Consider the following 17,325-nt stretch of genomic DNA (forward strand, 5'->3'; position numbering starts at 1 on the left):
AAATTTTGTAAATAAATACGAAAAAGAATATACAACCGTGTTATAAGGGGGTGAAGTTAGCAGGTTTTCAATACGGAGTCTTAAACCATCTAGAGGTTGGTCAACTCTCCTATACTTCCTCCAAAAAATAGTAGCACAAACCATAACCTTGGTTTGTGCAACTAATATTAGTATGTTTTCTATATTATTTTGTTTTATTTGCAATTTCAATTGCGCGGTTTGTACCTTCTGCAGCTTGATCGAGAGCTTCCTTAGGATCCATTCCTTGGTATAGATTCTCGAGAGCTGTAACGATTTGTTGACGTGATTCTGGGAATACAGAGATTAATGCGCCTTGTGTCGCAATAGATGGTTCAGTGCTCTGTAACTGGTCAACTGTTACCTTTAACTGCGGCATTTCTTCCCAAGCTTGCTTTACACTTTCTTCTTCATAAGCCGCAGGGTTAATAGCAAAATATCCTGTGCTTAAGTGCCACTCTGCTTGCACTTCAGGCGTCGTTAGGTATTTCATAAACTCCCACGCTGCCTTTTGCTCTATTTCTGCAATACCTTTAGACATCCATAGGGATGCTCCTCCAATTGCCACACCTTGTCTATCCACTTCATCTGCGTAAGGAATAAATGCAGCACCCACTTCAAATGGAGCATTATCAATAATTCCACGCACACCTGCTGAAGAATCCATATACATTGCTACTTTTCCTGATTGGAATGCAGCACGAATGTCATCCCAGTTTGTACCGAAGTTACCGAATGTACCTGCCTTGTTCATTGTGTCTAGGAAATTGAATACACGTTGGCCTTCTTCTCCGTTAAATACAGCCTCTGTTGCATCTCCCGCGCGTCCATTTTCTTCATTTACATAAAGACCGCCTTGAGTTGCTACTAGCTGCTCAAAGAACCAGCCATATGTCAACATAGAGAAGCCCTTCATATCATCAGTCGTAAGCTTTTCAGCTGCTTCGATTACCTCTTGGAACGTTTGTGGTGGATTTTCAGGATCTAGTCCTGCCGCCTTAAATGCATCCTTGTTATATAGCATTACCGGAGTAGAAGAGTTAAACGGCATCGAGTAAAGCTCTCCATCCAAAGAATAATAGTTTAAGATGTTTTCCTCTAATTGAGAAAGATCATAGTTATCCTCATCGATAAATTTTTGCATCGGCTCAATGTAGCCACTATCAATCATAAACTTTGTTCCTACTTCAAATACTTGCGTAATCGCTGGAGCATCCGCAGTTCCACCAACGCTACGAAGCTTTGTCAAAGACTCTTCATATGAGCCTTGGAATTCCGCTTTTACTTCATAGTTGTCCTGAGAAGCATTGAAATCTGCTACAATTTTATCTAAAGCTTCTTGCCCCGAACCTGACATTGCGTGCCAGAAGGAGATAACTGTTTTACCATCCTCTGTTTTTTCTACATCCTCGTCACTCTTTTGTGGAGTTTCAGATGAACCACTGTCGCTATTTGAACAAGCTGCTAATAGAAAAATCCCCATTAAAATCATGACTAACCAAGTGAACTTAAATTTCTTCCCCATTTTTACACCTCTTTTAGTAGTTTCAAACAACTGTTATTTTAAAGCGCCTTGCGTTAACCCCTTTTGTAATTGCTTTTGTCCCAAGAAAAGTAATAGCAGTGTCGGAATAATAACGACGATTACTCCGGCCATAACCACCCCCCATTCTGTTGCGACTTCTTGCGATTGAAGCTGCTTTAGCCCAATTTGCACAGTACGTACAGAATCATTGGTGGTGACAAGTAATGGCCATAAGTACATATTCCAGGTTGTGAGGAACCCGTAAGCTCCTAATGTCACTAAGCTCGTTTTAGAAACTGGTAGAATTACTCGAATAAAGAATGCAAATCGGCTCAAGCCCGCAATTTGAGCTGCCTCGTGCAACTCCTTCGGAATCGTTTTAAAATGCTGTCTTAATAAGAAAGTACCGAACGCTAGGGCAAAAAAAGGTAGTGTAAGCCCTTGATACGTATTGATCCAGTCTAGTTTTTGAATCGTAAAGAAGTTTGGAATCATCGTTGCTTCCCACGGAATCATCATAGTGGAGATGAAAATGAAAAATACAAGATCCCTTCCCTTAAATGGAATAAATACAAAAGCATACGCTGCCAAGCTGCAGACTATTAGCTGACCGATCATCACTCCGGCAGAAACAATAAAGCTATTTAATAGATATTGTAATAAAGGCAGACGATCAAACACTCTCTCATAGTTATCAAATGAAAAAGAGGATGGGAAGAACTTCCCTTGTAAAATTTCTCCACCGGTCATGAAGCTCACCATGAATGCGTAAATAATCGGGAAAAACATGATTAAGGCAGTCACAACTAATAAAAGATAGAGCAAGACGCGTTTCCATAATCTCATTGGTAATGCACCTTCCTCTCACCCAGCTTAAATTGTAGAATCGTAAAGATTAGGATACATACAAATAAGAAGACAGCTTGGGCGCTGGCAGTACCAAATTGATAATTAACAAAGGCTTCTCTGTAAATGGAATATACGATGAGATTCGTAGATTGAGATGGACCACCCTTTGTTAGGATATCTACCTGACCAAATGTTTGGAACGCGTTAATTAATGAAATTGTAATAATAAAAAATAATGTCGGTGACAGCATTGGAATGGTAATGCGACGAAGACGATACCAGTAGCTCGCGCCATCTATTCGTGCACTTTCATATAAATGCTCGTCAATATTTTGTAACCCACCCAGTATGATTAAGAAAGAAAATCCTGTATTCAGCCAGATAGTCGTCAGTGACACGGATAAAAGAGCCCATGTCGGATCCAGCAGCCACTCCACCTGTGGGAGATTAAGTAGATTTAGGATTTTATTGAACATCCCGATACTTGGGTGAAATAAAAATAACCAAACAACGGAGGAAGCTGCAACTGACACCCCCATCGTAGATGCATAGATGGTACGGAAAAAGCCAATACCCTTCAGTTTCTCGTTTGCAAGTAGTGCAAGACCAAGTGCAATTATCACACCCGTTGGCACTGTATACAGCACAAACAGTAGTGTAGCCTTCATACTGTTTCGGAAAGCAGCTGATTCAAATAAGTACGCATAGTTTTCTAGACCAACAAAAACCGACGCTTCTCCAGCCTGATTGGTAAGGAAAAAGCTTAGATAAATCGTGCGAAACATTGGATAAAAGATAAAAACAGAAAACAGTAAAATAGATGGCAATAGGTAAAGGAGTGCCGTTCTGGCATCTAATGAGCGTTTCCAGAGACTCTTTTTAGGCTTCGCTTGTACGGTCGTCATAGCAGTACCTCTTTGCCAAACACATGATTCTCTACATCAGATGGCTTTTTAATAATCTGCTTTGTTTGATTGTCAAAGAAGCAGAAAGACTCGTACTTCATAACAACAGGTATTTTGTCTCCTACTGCTATTTGCCATTGACCGCTCCACTTTACATTCCATAGCTCTCCATTCATAAAGAAGGAGAAAACGGTTTCATTTCCAAGTATCTCAACGTTCACTACATCAATGATAAATTTCTCTGCTTCTGTCGTATCCTTCGTTGGGGCTATAATGTGCTCCGGTCGAATGCCGACAATAATCTCTTCCTGTAAATAGTGGGCATCCTCAGCTGGGACAGGAATACTTACCAAATCATTTAATATAATAGTATGCGTACCTTTATCACCCTTTCCGCCCGTTATATTCATAGGTGGAGAACCAATGAATGTAGCTACAAAGGGATTAGCGGGATTATTATAAATATCAATAGGCTTACCAACTTGTTGAATATCGCCTTGGTGGAGAATCATAATCCGGTCTCCCATTGTCATCGCTTCAATTTGGTCATGCGTTACATAAATCATCGTAATACCAAGTCTTCTTTGGATCTGTCTTATCTCGGACCGCATATGAGCGCGCAGCTTTGCATCAAGATTGGATAGTGGCTCATCCATTAGGCAGATTGGTGCCTGACTAACGATGGCACGCGCAAGAGCAACTCGTTGCCTTTGACCGCCTGAAAGTTCCCTAGGCTTACGCTTTAAATAATCAGTTAGCCCTAGCATACTTGCTACCTCTTCTGTACGCTTGGCTCTCTCTTCCTTTGAAACTTTCTTTACGTGAAGGCCAAAATGGATATTTTCCTCCACAGATAAGTGCGGGTATAAGGCATAATTCTGAAAAACCATGGATAAATCACGTTTACTCGGTGATAAATCGTTTACTTCCTTATCCCCTATTTTCAGAACCCCTCCAGTGATATCTTCTAATCCCGCAATCATTCGAAGCATGGTGCTTTTTCCACAACCGGAAGGACCAACTAAAACAAAAAATTCACCCGGCTCAATTGTTACGTTAATATTAGAGATAACGTTCGTTTGCTTGTCATATGACTTAGAGATATCTATCAGTTCTACACGTTTCAATTTCCCAATCCTCTCTATGTATCTTGTAATAGAAAAATATGCAAGATTTCAGATTATATTAACCAATTTTTCGAATAACAGATTCTTATTATTCATGGTATTGAAATGAAGTGTCAATTCACCCAAATTAACTCATCCGTAATAGTCACCCCTAACTTACGGTTCAAGTCCACTATTGGTAAATATATCTTATTATGTAATCTCTTTTTTATTTTACATAATAAAAGTTTGATTAGTAAAGAAATTTACTATTTTCACAATATTTAATATGATATTCTTCAAGTTGAAATATAATTTACATTCGGAGGAAATTTATGAGAAAGGTAACTATTATCCTACTATTTATATCATTTCTTTCCGGCTGTGCAACTAAAAATCCACCTTCTCCCATCACAAGTGAAGAGTTTATAGTAATCGCCCATCGAGGTGCCTCTACTTATGCACCAGAACACACGATGATTTCTTACCAGCTAGCGAAAGAATTCGATACCACATACATGGAAATAGACTTGCAGATGACAAAGGACGGAGTTTTGGTTGCCATGCATGATGAGAAGGTAGATCGTACTACGAACGGAACCGGCTTAGTAAAGGACTACACACTTAAGGAAATAAAGCAGTTGAATGCCGGTAACTGGTTTAATAAAGCTCACCCTACTTTTGCAAGTGAGATTTACGAATACGTACCTGTACCAACATTAGAGGAAATATTTGAGGAGTTTGGACAGGAAGCTAATTATTATATTGAATTAAAATCACCAAAGCTCTATGAAGGTATGGAGGAGGAGCTTCTACGTTTATTAAAGAAGTTCGATTTAATTCAAACAGCTAATGATATCCCAAAGGTCATTATCCAATCCTTTGATAGAGCGAGTCTTCAAGAGATGCATCAGCTAGAACCTAAACTTCCACTCATCCAGCTACTAAGCCTGAAAGAAAAAGGGAAGTTATCTAGACAAGACTTCTCTACCATGAAAAAGTACGCTAGTGGAATTGGCGTAAATATCAATATGGTGGATCAAACGTTTATCCACGAGGCTCAGGAACGCGGATTACCTGTCCACCTCTTTTCAGTTAAAACTGAAGCGGATGTACGTAATGCAATTGAAATGAAAGCAAATGGTATTTTTACAGACAGCCCAAATATTGCCCGTGAAATAATAAAGAGGTATTAAGGCTGTCTGTTCATGGCATAGTCACAGAGCCTTTGAAAGCTCTCTTGGAACCTTTCGTTGTCTTCCTTCTTCCGTTTCTTCGGACCTTTCATGCGACCACCAGCTTGTCGAATCTTTTTGGATACATGACGACTATCTAGCAGCTGGTCAATATTTTCCGAAGTATACCAGCGTCCGTTCTGATCGATGGCGTACCCTTGCTTCGCTAAAACCATTGCTGCTAGTCCATAGTCTTGAGTTACTACGATATCCCCTTTATTAACCTTATTCACCAGTACAAAGTCTACTGCATCTGCACCCTTTGATACCATTACCGTTTCTGCTCCCTCTCGTTGCATATGGTGGGAAGTATCACAAAGAAGCGTAACAGGGAGTTTATATTGTTTTGCTATACTTATTGTTTGATCGACCACAGGACAGCCATCTGCATCAACTAACACACGAACCATATAAGTACCTCCTTTTTAGCTATTGTATCTTAGGTTATGGAATTATTCACTATAGGAAGTGTGGTTGCTATTTACTAGGCAAAGGAGATAAATTCACAAGGCCTTCTAGGTTATTTCCACCCCTTCACTGTATAGGCTCATTTCCCAGTCTGAATAAATCATCTAGTTTCTCAAGATCAGTAGACCTTTTATTTGCATTATGGTCTAATAATTTGAATACATCGTCTTCTAATGTTCTAGATAAGACACTATTGACAATATCCGCTCTTATTACATTCTCATCACGATAAGCTAGAGATAACTTGTCTAATTCATTGACTCCTAAAAACAGGTTGTTCCCTAATCTCCCCTTAATTATAGTGATAGCATCATCCTCTATACTTTTCCCAGCTTTCTGCAGGTTATTTTTGAATAAATACTTAGCCTCAATGGCTTTTGCTTATCCTTGCAAAGCTTTGACTACCTTTTTCCTATTATCAAGTTTTTCGTTATCTACCATAAAAATTAACGTAGCACAATCCATTGGATCTTTTAAGTAGTCAATTAGTGTATCTACATATTATGATTTATCTTATTAACAGTTTAATCCAGTTAGAAAGGTATAAAATAACTGTTTTGCCTCCACGCAACAAATCTACCGCTCTAGCATCTTCTAGAGCATTCTCCAAGGTCTTTTTTCTCATGTCGAATGTAGATATACTAAAAGGCTCTTTGTCCTCTATGACTGTGTTTATTTTAAATACTTACCTTTATTCTCAATTTTTGTTAATGTATTTATATGGTTATTTAATAATTAGATTAAAATAGTTATATATACGCAAATCTAATACCTTTATCTCAGAAGATGAACCCTAATTCACATAGAAAAATGGGATGATATTAAGAGATGTACTTATATATAAATAAGCAGAATAACCATATTATTATAAGAGGGTGGAATGTTCAAATGAATAAAAAGTTGTTTTTATTATCCTTGGCAGCTACTATTTCTTTACCTGCAATAGTAGCTCCCGTACAAGCACAAGCAGTTAGTAAAGGTATATCTCAAGATTTTAAAGACGTCTCAAAAAATCACTCCGCATACAAAGAAATCACAGCAATGCGAGACTTTGGCATAATTGGTGGATATCCAGATAACACGTTTAAACCGGAACAATCAATCAGTCGTGTACACGTTGCATCTTTGCTTGACCGAATACTTAATTTACCATCTGTGAGAGCAGGAAAAGAATTCAAAGACGTACCGAAAACAAGCCCATATTATGAAGCGGTACAGAGTGTTTATCGCGCCGGTATCTTCGATGGGGACGCAAATGGTACATTTGGTATCAATGACAACTTAACGCGTGCTCAAATGGCAAAAGTGATGGTTAATGCGTTTCAGTTGGACATCCACAAAGGCACTATCTTTACTGACGTAAGTACGGGACATTGGGCTACAGACTATATCTCGTCATTGTATATGAGTGGAATCACAGTTGGCAGTAACGGTAAATATATGCCGAATGAACCTGTTTCCCGAGCTAACTATGCGGTATTCTTATACCGAGCGCTTCATCCGAGTGAAACACCGAAACCGGAAATACCGCTAACGAAGCCCCCAGTCGAGGGGAATCCGTTTCCCTCAGGATTAATCAGCGTCCCTTCTGGTTGGACAGAGAGCAAAACGAAAGAACATGATAAAGCAATTGCTGATACGGTATTTCAGTACGCACCAAAGAAAGGAACTGGTTCTCAGTTCGGGACAAGTACATACACATTAGACAGATTTGATGACCCACAATTCCGAAGTGATCTTGAAAAAGGCTTAGAGGCTATCAATTCAAGTGTCAGTATCAATGAATGGTATGACGGTGTGAACGAAGTTATCAAATCAGGCGGGGTATATATTGCTCCAGACTATTCGTTTGGTGTTTATATCGTGTATTACAAATGGACCGCATTAATCAAATTCACACGATAAATCACAACTAAATAAAACCCTTCTGCTCATGCAGAAGGGTTTCTCTTTTTTTAAATTACTCTGGCTCCAACAATGTTGACCCACGGAAAGCGTCCGACTCAGCAAGAACCTGAGCCTCAAAACATAAGGAAGCACTTATGATGCTAATCATATTACTCGCTTGTCCTTTAGCTTTTTTATTAGTATTTACTCTTCTCCAGTTATAGAAAATATGTAAAACAGGTAGAGTTCAAATTCTCCACCTGTTTCATTCCTTGCGCTATTTACTTATATTCTCCGAGAATTTCTACTGCCTTTTCAGACATGGAGGTATCTACTGCTTTATCAAAGTCTACATCACCAGTGATGGCACCATTATTTTTATAGGTTTCAAATTGTTTCACTATATCATCAAAAAACAAATTCCCATTTGGATCTAAGCCTGTAACGGATACCTTTTCCCAAATCGCAGCATCCTTTAAGCTAGTGTGTTTAATCATGATTTCTATTATCTCTTTCTTTCCCTCACCTTTTAAGAAGGCATCATTATAATCGCGTACTCCTTTTAAATAAGCTGCCATGAAGCGTAAGGACACATCCTGCTCTTCATTCATAAACTCTGGAGATCCTAAAACTAGAGCAATTTGGGATTCAGGAGCATAATCGGTTGCATCTCCAAAACGGATATGCATATTATTTACTTCTCCCTGCGTGATTAATGGCTCGATTTGAAGAGCTGCATCAATCGATTGGTTTTCAATTGCTCCCAGCATACTTCCGAAATCAGCCAAAACTACTAACTCCACATCATCCGGTGTTAATCCACCATGCTTCAGCATTTCTAAGAAGATATATTCGTCTATAGAATTCTTAGAGGAAATCGCAATCTTTTTCCCCTTAAAATCCTTATACTCTTTTATAACGTCCTTCATGTGGTTTCCAATGACAAAAGAAAAATAAGAACTACCAGGGTTATTATGACCTTTATCTCCAATTATCTTTACATCAATACCTTGTGCAATGGCATTAAAGAAGGAGGCTGTTGAAACGCCACCTGCGATATCCACTTCTCCTGATGCTAGAGCTGGAAGCATCTCATCACTATTTGCAAATTGCGCAAATTCCACTTCAATATTGTACTCCTCAAAATAGCCTTTCTCTTTTGCTATATAAAAACCAGCTCCTGAAGCTGCTCCATCCTCCGCAATGACAACCTTTACCTTTTCCTTTAAAGGCGCTAAATCCCCTGATGGATTATCTTTACTTACAGAGTCATCAAGCTTTCCATCTGAGCCCTTTTCTGTTGAACTACATGCACCTAGCAAAAGAATGATAGATACCAATAAGACAAGCCAGCGTTTCTTCACAACTTTCCTCCTTATTTTCTTGATTTTTGAACCTCTTGCTGCAAGTGATTCCAAATAGCAATAAATTGCTCCGCCATTTCTGCATTGGCTCTCACCTGTTCCATTGTCCTTGGCCTTGGAACAGGTACCTGTATTTCCTTCACAATTTCCCCAGGATGAGCACTCATTAGGATAATTCGATCGCTTAACAGAAGTGCTTCATCGATACTATGGGTAATAAAGATTACTGTCTTTTTATGCTCTGACCATATGGAGAGCAACTCCTCTTGCAAGATGAATTTATTCTGCTCATCAAGCGCAGCAAAAGGTTCATCCATTAGAAGGATTTCCGGGTCATTGGCAAATGCTCTGGCAATGCTAATTCGCTGCTTCATTCCACCAGATAGCTCATTGGGATAAAGAGAAGAGAATTTGGTTAGACCGACTTTTTCCAAATAGTAGGCTGTTTGCTTTTGAATAAATTCCTTTGGTAAGTGGCGCATCTTCAACCCAAATGCCACGTTTTCGGCAACTGTTAGCCATGGGATTACCCCTTTTTCTTGAAACACCATGGACTGGAGGGGTCTCTCATCTGACTCAGAGTTTATAACAAAACTACCGGAGCTAGGATTTTCTAGACCCGCTAAAATGCGTAGTAATGTCGTTTTTCCACAGCCGCTCGGACCAACTATACAGATAAATTCTCCCTCTTTTACGTCAAAGGAGATATTTTTAATAGCTGTTACACTATTTTGCTTTTTATAAAAGACCTTTGTCAGCTGATCAATAGTGATTTTCACTGCTTCACTCATTTACTCACCTCCATGGGACAACTCTCTTTTGAAGCCCACGTAAACAGAGGGAAAAAAGAAACCCAAAAAAAGAAATGAGGACCAAACCGACGAACATTTCTTTTAACATGAATGCTTTATAAGAGGTCCAGATTAAATAACCAATACCTGAAGTAGCTCCCATCATTTCTGCTGCAACGATGGTTAAAAGAGCGATTGCCTGCCCCATTTGAATTCCCTCTAACATAACAGGAAGTGCTCCAGGGAACGCAATTTTCAGGAAAAAATCCTTAGGACTCGCTCCATAGTTTTTTGCTACGTCTAAATGTACTCGCTCAATATTCAAAACGCCTGCCACGGTATTGATGACAACAGGAAAAAACACGCTTGCTGCAATCGTTACAACTTTAGAAAAATCACCAATTCCAAACAGAATGATGATGATTGGTAGCAATGCTAGCGTAGGGATAGGCATAAACACCATGACAATCGGAGAAATAAAATGCCGAATCGGGGAATATAACCCCATTAGGAGACCAATAACAACTCCTGGTATGACCCCTAATAGGAATCCACAAGCTATCCGATAGAGAGAAACCGAAATATGTGTCCAAAGCGTGCCATTAGCTGCTAGGTCAAAAAAGGTAGATATAATGGCCGTCGGAGGCGGAAAAAATCGAATATCCAGAATACCCGTCCGAGAGCATAGCTCCCAAATAGCTAAAATAAGTATAGGCGAAGTGATGGTAAGTAACTGTTTACCCCGTTCTTTTCTTTGTTGCTTTTTCCATTCCTTCTGTTCCGTTTCATAGGCGTCGTATTCTTCGACTCTATTTTCTTTGCTCATATTCACCACCTCTTTCTAAAAAGATATGTCGGATAGGCAAAATGTGTGAGGGTGCAATTGCCTAGAACAAAGATATAACTTGAATCTGCTCTCTTGATTTTTTACGTAAGTTTGTATAACCAATTAACCTATGTTCCCTACAACATCTAAAAATTTTTGTATAAAAAGTTAGGTGCACTTTTCATCTGCTCTTTTGATTATGAAATTTCATGAGGCTGAAAATACGATGTGTATACAAGTACCTTGTCCAACTTGGCTATTTACTTCAATTGTGCCACCCTGTAGTAATATTAATTGTTTCGTAATAGCCATACCTAAACCGGTACCTTCAAGAGCTTCTGTCGTATTCGTTCCACGATAATAACGATTAAATAATTGCTGTACAGTCTCTTCATCCATGCCCATACCGTCGTCTACCATTGAAATAATGACCTCATTTTGTTTGCGAACTACCGCAACTGAAATCGTTGTACCAGGTGGATTATGCTTGATTGCATTCATGAAAAGATTGTCTAAAATACGCTGTAACCATTTCAAATCGATATTAATAAATATACTGTCTTCGCTAGTATTAAAATTAAAATGATACTCTTTGAAATCCTGTCGGTTCACTAATTGAATAACAGTACGACGTATTACTTCATTTACATCAATCTCATCTTTATACATAGGGAGTTGTCCGTTTTTTAAGCGGTAAGTTAGCGTTAAATCCTCAATAAGCGACATCATATAGTCAGATTTTTCATCCATTACAGAATAAAATTGCTGTTGTTCCTCCTTAGTCCATTCATAATCAGATTGCAGCATTTTAACATAGCCAATAATGCTTGAAAGTGGGGTTTTTAAATCATGTGATAAGCTGCTAATCCATTTCTCACGTGTTTTCTCAATGAGCTGTTGCTGATCCTCATTTTTTTTCAGTGTTTGCGTGACACTTTCTAGCGTTTGAAATAGTTCTTTATATAATTTGTATTTCCTTTTTATTTGCCCTTTTTTATTAAACAACAGCGTTTGCCCTTTTTTATTCTTCGGCGTAGTGTAATCTTTATTGCCAAGCTGGCGAATCCATTTCATCATAATGAGTAGCGGAGAGCCGAATTTTTTTGCATAAAATAATGTGCTCATTATCAAACAGAAAAAAACAATAGCTGAGCCAATAAAAAATGGCTTTTTGAAATCAGATAAAAATGCTAGGTCATCCCAAATGACTTGCTCGAAAGCGACGATGAGCGTTTTGTTTGTTGTGTCATCTGTTATTGAAGCTAGATCAAATTGCTCCTTATTTTGCAATTTCGTCACGATATCCATTGTTAATTGCTCCGAAAGAGGATTTATTGCATGTAACATCTCACCGTTTGGACTGACATAATAAATAATTGCGTCAGTTTTAAAGTAAGGTAACTCATTTTGTGACCAGTCCATTTTTTCGCTAATTACTTTTAAGGTCTTTGCTGCCCTATTAGTAGTACTATAAGCAACGATAAATGGTTCTGCACTAAGTGGTTTTATTTCTGTCATCGTTGTGTTGACGAACGGAGTGCTTTGCAATATTAATTTGTAATCGATTTGCTCATTCGGTGGTACGTTATATTGGTAAAGCAACTTACCATCTAAGGTAAATAGTGTAAGCCATCCATCTTGCTGTTTGATAGCCTCTTTAAGCTCTTCATCGAGTTGCCAATTATCTTCTTTCTTTTTTATTGTGCTTTCAAAAAACACATCATCTGCTTTATGGATATTATGATAGGATTCAGAGTCAGAAAGATAAAAGCCTAACGCAAAGACGAGCGTGCCAAGACTAATAAATAGTAGCAAAGATAAAAAACTAATTTGAAATAAAAATTGAGTGATAAATCGTCTTTGCATCGCTATACCTCTCCGCCTGTCGGGACAAATTTATAGCCGAGTCCTCGTGCCGTTACAATCCATTGAGGGTTACTTGGATCACGTTCAATTTTTTCTCGTAGTTTGCGAATATGAACCATGACCGTATTATCTTCACCTAAATAATCATCTCCCCATACGCGTTCATACAATTGAGCTTTACTAAATAATTGATTCGGATGCTGACAAAAGAATACCAATAACTGGTACACTTGCGCAGGTAAATTGACTACTTCACCGTGAACAGTCACAATTCCGGCATTTAATTGAATATGTAAGTTTGGAAATAGGAGCTCTGTCTCACTTTTTGGATTCACTGTATGACGACGGAGATGTGCCTTGACCCGTGCTATAACCTCTAACGGGTTAAATGGTTTTGTAATATAATCATCTGCCCCTAATGCAAAGCCAGATAGTTTATCTAAATCTGAAGTACGAGCAGTTAAAAAGAAAATAGGAGCATCTGTTAGCTGTCGAATGAGCGGACAAATTTCAAAACCACTTCGATCAGGTAACATAACATCTAATAAGATAAGGTCATAAAGATGACGTTGGCAATTGGTAATGGCATCTTCTGCACGATATACCGTATCGATATGAGCAAAGCCTTCTTTCATTAAAATTGTCCTCAGCATAGTACTAATAGCTATTTCATCTTCTACAATTAAAATTTTCGAAGTATACAAACCTTTCACACCTTTCTCTCTATATATTAACATCGCAATTATGTATTTCATCGGGAATTAAGTAAAAATTAAGGTAATGTTACACTCAGAGTAAGCTTTAGAAATTATAGTGAATATAACAGATTTGAAGGAGGTTTTAAACATGATTGCAATTGCGAAATATGAGTTTTGGCAGCTGTTTAAAAGTGTAAAATCGATTTTTGTTATATTCATTTTACTTAGTTCATCGTACTTTGTTTCACAAAATGGTGCGGAGCTAGTTACATTTCTAAATGAGGGAGGGGAAGATAAGGAAGTTTATTATAGTGGACTTTCAATCGTTCTTTTATTATTTGGACCTCTCTTTGCTTTTACGTTATCGCATGATGTCATTAACAGGGAAGTTTCAAGCAAAACAATTCGTTTTTTATTAACGCGTACGTCACATGCCAATATTTTAATGGGAAAGCTTCTAGGAGTCTTAGGCTTCTGGTTTGTCTGCCTTGTTTGCTCTTATTTAGTTATTGTTGTATATGCAAGGCATATCGAGTTTTATTTGTTTATACAGATGATGCTACTGCTAATGTTTTCGGTGTCGCTAGCGTTCTTGTTGTCTGTAGTTGTGTCTAAGCCATTTATGTCTATGTTTATCAGCACAGTACTTGGCTTAGCTCTACCGATTGTTAGCCTATTATTGATTGGCACGGACAACTGGTGGGGGCTGTTGGGCTACCTAACACCATATCAGTACTTGCAAAATGATGATTGGAAAATCATTTTTATGCTTTTGATAGGAGTAGTCATGATGGGACTTACATATATCGTGTTTAAAAGGAGGGCGTAATAATGTTACAGGCAACCAAAATAGAGAAACGATTCGGCAAGAAACATATATTACATGCGATTGATTTAACGGTAGAGAAAGGCGAAATTTTCGGCTTTCTAGGTCGCAACGGGGCAGGTAAATCGACATTTATTAATATTTTGACAGGAATTTTACCGCCGACAAGCGGTCAAGTACACTATTTTAATGAAGGGGCATTAACAACCGATTTAAAAAAGCGTATTGGCGTGCTACCAGATTATACGGCATTCTATGACCACTTAACGGCTCTGAAGCATTTGCAATACTTTGCGGGAATTAGTGGGGTCAAGGTATCAAAAGCACATTGTATGGCTTTGCTAGCAAAAGTGGGACTTCAAGGGGCAGTACATGAGAAGGTAGGTAAATTTTCATTTGGTATGAAAAAAAAGTTAGGTATTGCGCAGGCAGTTATCCATAATCCAGAGTTTATTTTTTTAGATGAACCAACTTCAGGTATTGATGCAGAATCAGCTATTCATTTACAAAACTTTATTAAAGAGCTAAAAGCTAAAGGAAAAACAATTTTTTTAACGTCACACAATTTATATGAGGTAGAGAAGCTGTGTGATCGTATTGCCATTTTGAAGGATGGACAAATTGTGAAATGTGGCACGATGGATGAGTTACGGGCACGCTATGTAACTAATAACTATGTAAATATTAAATATAAAGCACGGTCACAAGGAATAATAGAGCAACTGATAGCAGGCTGTACACAATTTGGTGAGCTAGTTGATAAGAAAGATGGCTGGCTTAGCTTCCATGTACAGCAGGAGCAAGATATTGCTCATTTACTAAGAGTGTTCCATGAATTAAAAACAGATGTTTACCGAGTGGAAGTCAATGAAATATCATTGGAGGATATTTTTATAGGGGATGAACGCTATGCATAATAAGGAGGCGTTGAAAAATCGGCTATCAGACAAGGCTAGCGTCTATTGGCGTATGGAAGAACTTATAACACTTTTTGTAACAGTGTTGATTTTTGGAGGATTATTGAGCAGTGCATTATATTGGGATTGGCCGAAGTGGCTCATGTATATATTTATTATTTTACTAGTCCTTTGTCTTGTTGGATCCGTAGTTGGATTATGTACGCTGCAAAAGAGATTTAGACATTGGTCTTATACGTATGACGACCGTTTTTTTTACATTCGTGAAGGGGTTTGGACAAAACGGATTGTAATACTACCATTTGAAAAAATCCAAGCTGTTACGCTAATAGAAGGTTCATTATTAAGTCAACTTGATCTCGCAGCAATTGAATTACAAGTGATTGAAAAGGCATACCGTGTGCCAGCATTGGACAAGCAAGTAGCACTGACGATACAGCAAGAGCTAGCGGAATTGACGGGAAAAAAGGAGACTTCTACGGATGAGACAATCACCACTACTCCTCTTATATAAAGGTATTTCAATCGGTCGGAATGCGGTTTTCTTTTATTTATTTTTGTTTGTTGTGAAAAAGGATTCGTCAGCAACATTAATCGAGTTCAGTCGGACTATATTTTGGTTTGTCGTCTGTTTCAGTGTTATTTATATTTTACTAGATTGGTGGCTCACAACATTTAAGCTGGATGAACAACAGTTGACGAAGCGTTCGGGTATTTTTGTACGCAAGACGCAACAAGTACCTATTGCACAGTTAGAGCAGATGACCATGAAGAAAAACTGGTTTCATCGTCTAACGAATACGGTAGCATGTAGTTATCAGCTAGCGGATGCAAAAGAGGAATTAAAAATTGAAATGATTGATGCAAAGAAAATGAATGACCTACAGACGAAGCAATCGTTGCAGGGGGATGTTATCTTTCAACCAACACGTAAGCAATTAGTAAAGGCGTCATTTACACCTTTACGCTTTTTACTTGCGATTCCTTTCCTCGCATCGCTTTACTCTCGAATCGATCATTTTATACGTCTAGAACAGTATACTTCTACGTTTATTGAGAACGTGAAGACAAACTCTATTTGGCTTGTAATAACGCTTGCATTGTACATAGTTGTTTCAGTCCTATGTGCTTTAGTCTTTACTTTTATAAAATTTGGGCGAGATCAAGTTGTGAAGGAGGAGAACCAGTTAGTCATTCGGAAAGGAATGATAAATGAATCGAAGGTAACAATCGATTTTTCAAATATTACAGGGATAGAAGTGCGTCAAAGTTTCTTGAAACGATTACTAGGCCTTGCAGAAATCAGATTACAGTTTAAGAGTAGGGATGCAAATGAATTGCAGTTAATTTATCCGTATTTTGAATATGAGCAAGCAATTACTTTTGTGAATACTCATTTTCCGAAATTTTCAATTCATAATGAGCAAGAGAGGTTAACAGAGGTCTCACTTATTCCGAGGATTTTTCGAGCAATTATGCTGGTAATCGTTATTTGGCTAGCTTGTTTTATTGGTCGTGAGTGGATACCATTTTCCTATTATTGGTTAGGTGCGGCAATAAGTTTTACTGTGTTAGTAGGTGTGCTGTTAGCTTATAAGCAATTTCAATTTGGTATACATGATGAACAAATCCAGCTTAGACATGGGATTTTTGGCAGTAAGATTACGATTATTGGATTTAGCAACATTTGCGATTTAGAGCTAGAGCAATCATTACTTCAGCGTTGGCTTGGGCTTCAAACAATGTCAGTTCGAGCATATACTGATCAAATTGCTGAATATCAGCTAAGAGATGTGCGAGCAGAAGTTTTAAAGAATATACAGCAGGCTTATTTAGAATTACGAAGAACTTGATAAAACTAGATTTAACATATGACCTTATAGGAGTCGAGTCATAAAAATGCTGATTTACAACATTAAGAAAAAATCATCAAAAAACAAGAGCATGCACAATGTTAAATATTGGGCTGCTCTTGTTTTAAATATCGATAAATTGTAGCACGGCTAATCCCTGTCATCTCAACAATTCCGTGTACATAGTTCCC

The 17,325-nt window shown here is 38.1% G+C and carries 16 protein-coding genes and 1 pseudogene; 6 read left to right on the forward strand and 11 right to left on the reverse strand.

Annotated features, from left to right (window positions below):
* Positions 1–184: 184 nt before the first annotated feature.
* The 4 genes from AC1VU3_RS11900 to AC1VU3_RS11915 are packed head-to-tail and all read right to left on the reverse strand — an operon-like array spanning position 185 to position 4,424.
* Positions 185–1,543 (reverse strand): ABC transporter substrate-binding protein, encoded by a 1,359-nt coding sequence (locus AC1VU3_RS11900; RefSeq protein ID WP_482983589.1) that lies wholly within the window; start codon positions 1,541–1,543, stop codon positions 185–187.
* A gap of 33 nt (positions 1,544–1,576) precedes the next feature.
* Complete coding sequence (locus AC1VU3_RS11905) at positions 1,577–2,389, reverse strand: carbohydrate ABC transporter permease (RefSeq protein WP_482983590.1); 813 nt, start codon at positions 2,387–2,389, stop codon at positions 1,577–1,579.
* Positions 2,386–3,297: a carbohydrate ABC transporter permease gene (locus AC1VU3_RS11910; RefSeq protein ID WP_482983591.1), complete on the reverse strand. Its 912-nt coding sequence runs from the start codon at positions 3,295–3,297 to the stop codon at positions 2,386–2,388. The genes AC1VU3_RS11905 and AC1VU3_RS11910 overlap by 4 nt, the downstream gene beginning before the upstream one ends.
* Positions 3,294–4,424, reverse strand: a complete 1,131-nt coding sequence (locus AC1VU3_RS11915; RefSeq protein WP_482983592.1) for an ABC transporter ATP-binding protein — start codon at positions 4,422–4,424, stop codon at positions 3,294–3,296. The genes AC1VU3_RS11910 and AC1VU3_RS11915 overlap by 4 nt, the downstream gene beginning before the upstream one ends.
* Before the next feature lie 314 nt (positions 4,425–4,738).
* Between AC1VU3_RS11915 and AC1VU3_RS11920 the strand changes: the two genes are divergently transcribed.
* Complete coding sequence (locus AC1VU3_RS11920) at positions 4,739–5,599, forward strand: glycerophosphodiester phosphodiesterase (RefSeq protein ID WP_480390542.1); 861 nt, start codon at positions 4,739–4,741, stop codon at positions 5,597–5,599.
* Here AC1VU3_RS11920 and AC1VU3_RS11925 read toward each other — a convergent pair.
* Positions 5,596–6,048: a YaiI/YqxD family protein gene (locus AC1VU3_RS11925; RefSeq protein WP_482983593.1), complete on the reverse strand. Its 453-nt coding sequence runs from the start codon at positions 6,046–6,048 to the stop codon at positions 5,596–5,598. The two genes, AC1VU3_RS11920 and AC1VU3_RS11925, sit on opposite strands and share 4 nt — an antisense overlap.
* 946 nt (positions 6,049–6,994) lie before the next feature.
* Between AC1VU3_RS11925 and AC1VU3_RS11930 the strand changes: the two genes are divergently transcribed.
* A complete protein-coding gene (locus AC1VU3_RS11930; RefSeq protein WP_482983594.1) occupies positions 6,995–8,011 on the forward strand; it encodes an S-layer homology domain-containing protein in 1,017 nt (338 codons plus the stop codon).
* A 263-nt stretch (positions 8,012–8,274) separates the two neighbouring features.
* Here the strand turns inward: AC1VU3_RS11930 and AC1VU3_RS11935 are convergent, their stop codons facing one another.
* The 5 genes from AC1VU3_RS11935 to AC1VU3_RS11955 all read right to left on the reverse strand — a co-directional run bounded on the left by AC1VU3_RS11935 (position 8,275) and on the right by AC1VU3_RS11955 (position 13,544).
* Entirely contained in the window at positions 8,275–9,357 is a 1,083-nt protein-coding gene (locus tag AC1VU3_RS11935) for an ABC transporter substrate-binding protein (protein WP_482983595.1), read from the reverse strand.
* Positions 9,358–9,368: 11 nt separating this feature from the next.
* Positions 9,369–10,148 carry an ABC transporter ATP-binding protein gene (locus AC1VU3_RS11940; protein ID WP_482983596.1) on the reverse strand — a complete coding sequence of 260 codons (780 nt, stop codon included), beginning with the start codon at positions 10,146–10,148 and terminating at the stop codon, positions 9,369–9,371.
* 4 nt (positions 10,149–10,152) lie between these two features.
* A complete protein-coding gene (locus tag AC1VU3_RS11945) occupies positions 10,153–10,974 on the reverse strand; it encodes an ABC transporter permease (RefSeq protein WP_482983597.1) in 822 nt (273 codons plus the stop codon).
* A 207-nt stretch (positions 10,975–11,181) separates the two neighbouring features.
* On the reverse strand, positions 11,182–12,840 hold the full coding sequence (locus AC1VU3_RS11950; RefSeq protein ID WP_482983598.1) for a sensor histidine kinase: 1,659 nt from the start codon (positions 12,838–12,840) through the stop codon (positions 11,182–11,184).
* Positions 12,841–12,842: 2 nt separating this feature from the next.
* Entirely contained in the window at positions 12,843–13,544 is a 702-nt protein-coding gene (locus AC1VU3_RS11955; protein ID WP_482983599.1) for a response regulator transcription factor, read from the reverse strand.
* A 142-nt stretch (positions 13,545–13,686) separates the two neighbouring features.
* Here AC1VU3_RS11955 and AC1VU3_RS11960 point away from each other — a divergent pair, with 142 nt between their 5' ends.
* The 4 genes from AC1VU3_RS11960 to AC1VU3_RS11975 are packed head-to-tail and all read left to right on the forward strand — an operon-like array spanning position 13,687 to position 17,134.
* The gene (locus AC1VU3_RS11960) at positions 13,687–14,367 is read left to right on the forward strand and encodes an ABC transporter permease (RefSeq protein ID WP_482983600.1); all 681 of its coding nucleotides are present in this window, start codon (positions 13,687–13,689) and stop codon (positions 14,365–14,367) included.
* A 2-nt stretch (positions 14,368–14,369) separates the two neighbouring features.
* Positions 14,370–15,281 (forward strand): ABC transporter ATP-binding protein, encoded by a 912-nt coding sequence (locus tag AC1VU3_RS11965; RefSeq protein WP_482983601.1) that lies wholly within the window; start codon positions 14,370–14,372, stop codon positions 15,279–15,281.
* Positions 15,274–15,795, forward strand: coding sequence for a PH domain-containing protein (locus tag AC1VU3_RS11970; protein ID WP_482983602.1), 522 nt, complete (start codon positions 15,274–15,276; stop codon positions 15,793–15,795). The genes AC1VU3_RS11965 and AC1VU3_RS11970 overlap by 8 nt, the downstream gene beginning before the upstream one ends.
* Positions 15,764–17,134, forward strand: coding sequence for a PH domain-containing protein (locus AC1VU3_RS11975; RefSeq protein WP_482983603.1), 1,371 nt, complete (start codon positions 15,764–15,766; stop codon positions 17,132–17,134). The genes AC1VU3_RS11970 and AC1VU3_RS11975 overlap by 32 nt, the downstream gene beginning before the upstream one ends.
* 101 nt (positions 17,135–17,235) lie before the next feature.
* Here the strand turns inward: AC1VU3_RS11975 and AC1VU3_RS11980 are convergent.
* Positions 17,236–17,319, reverse strand: a pseudogene (locus AC1VU3_RS11980) (helix-turn-helix domain-containing protein); the annotation flags it as partial.
* Positions 17,320–17,325 lie beyond the last annotated feature (6 nt).

It is taken from the genome of Psychrobacillus sp. Z16_25 (assembly GCF_056856695.1).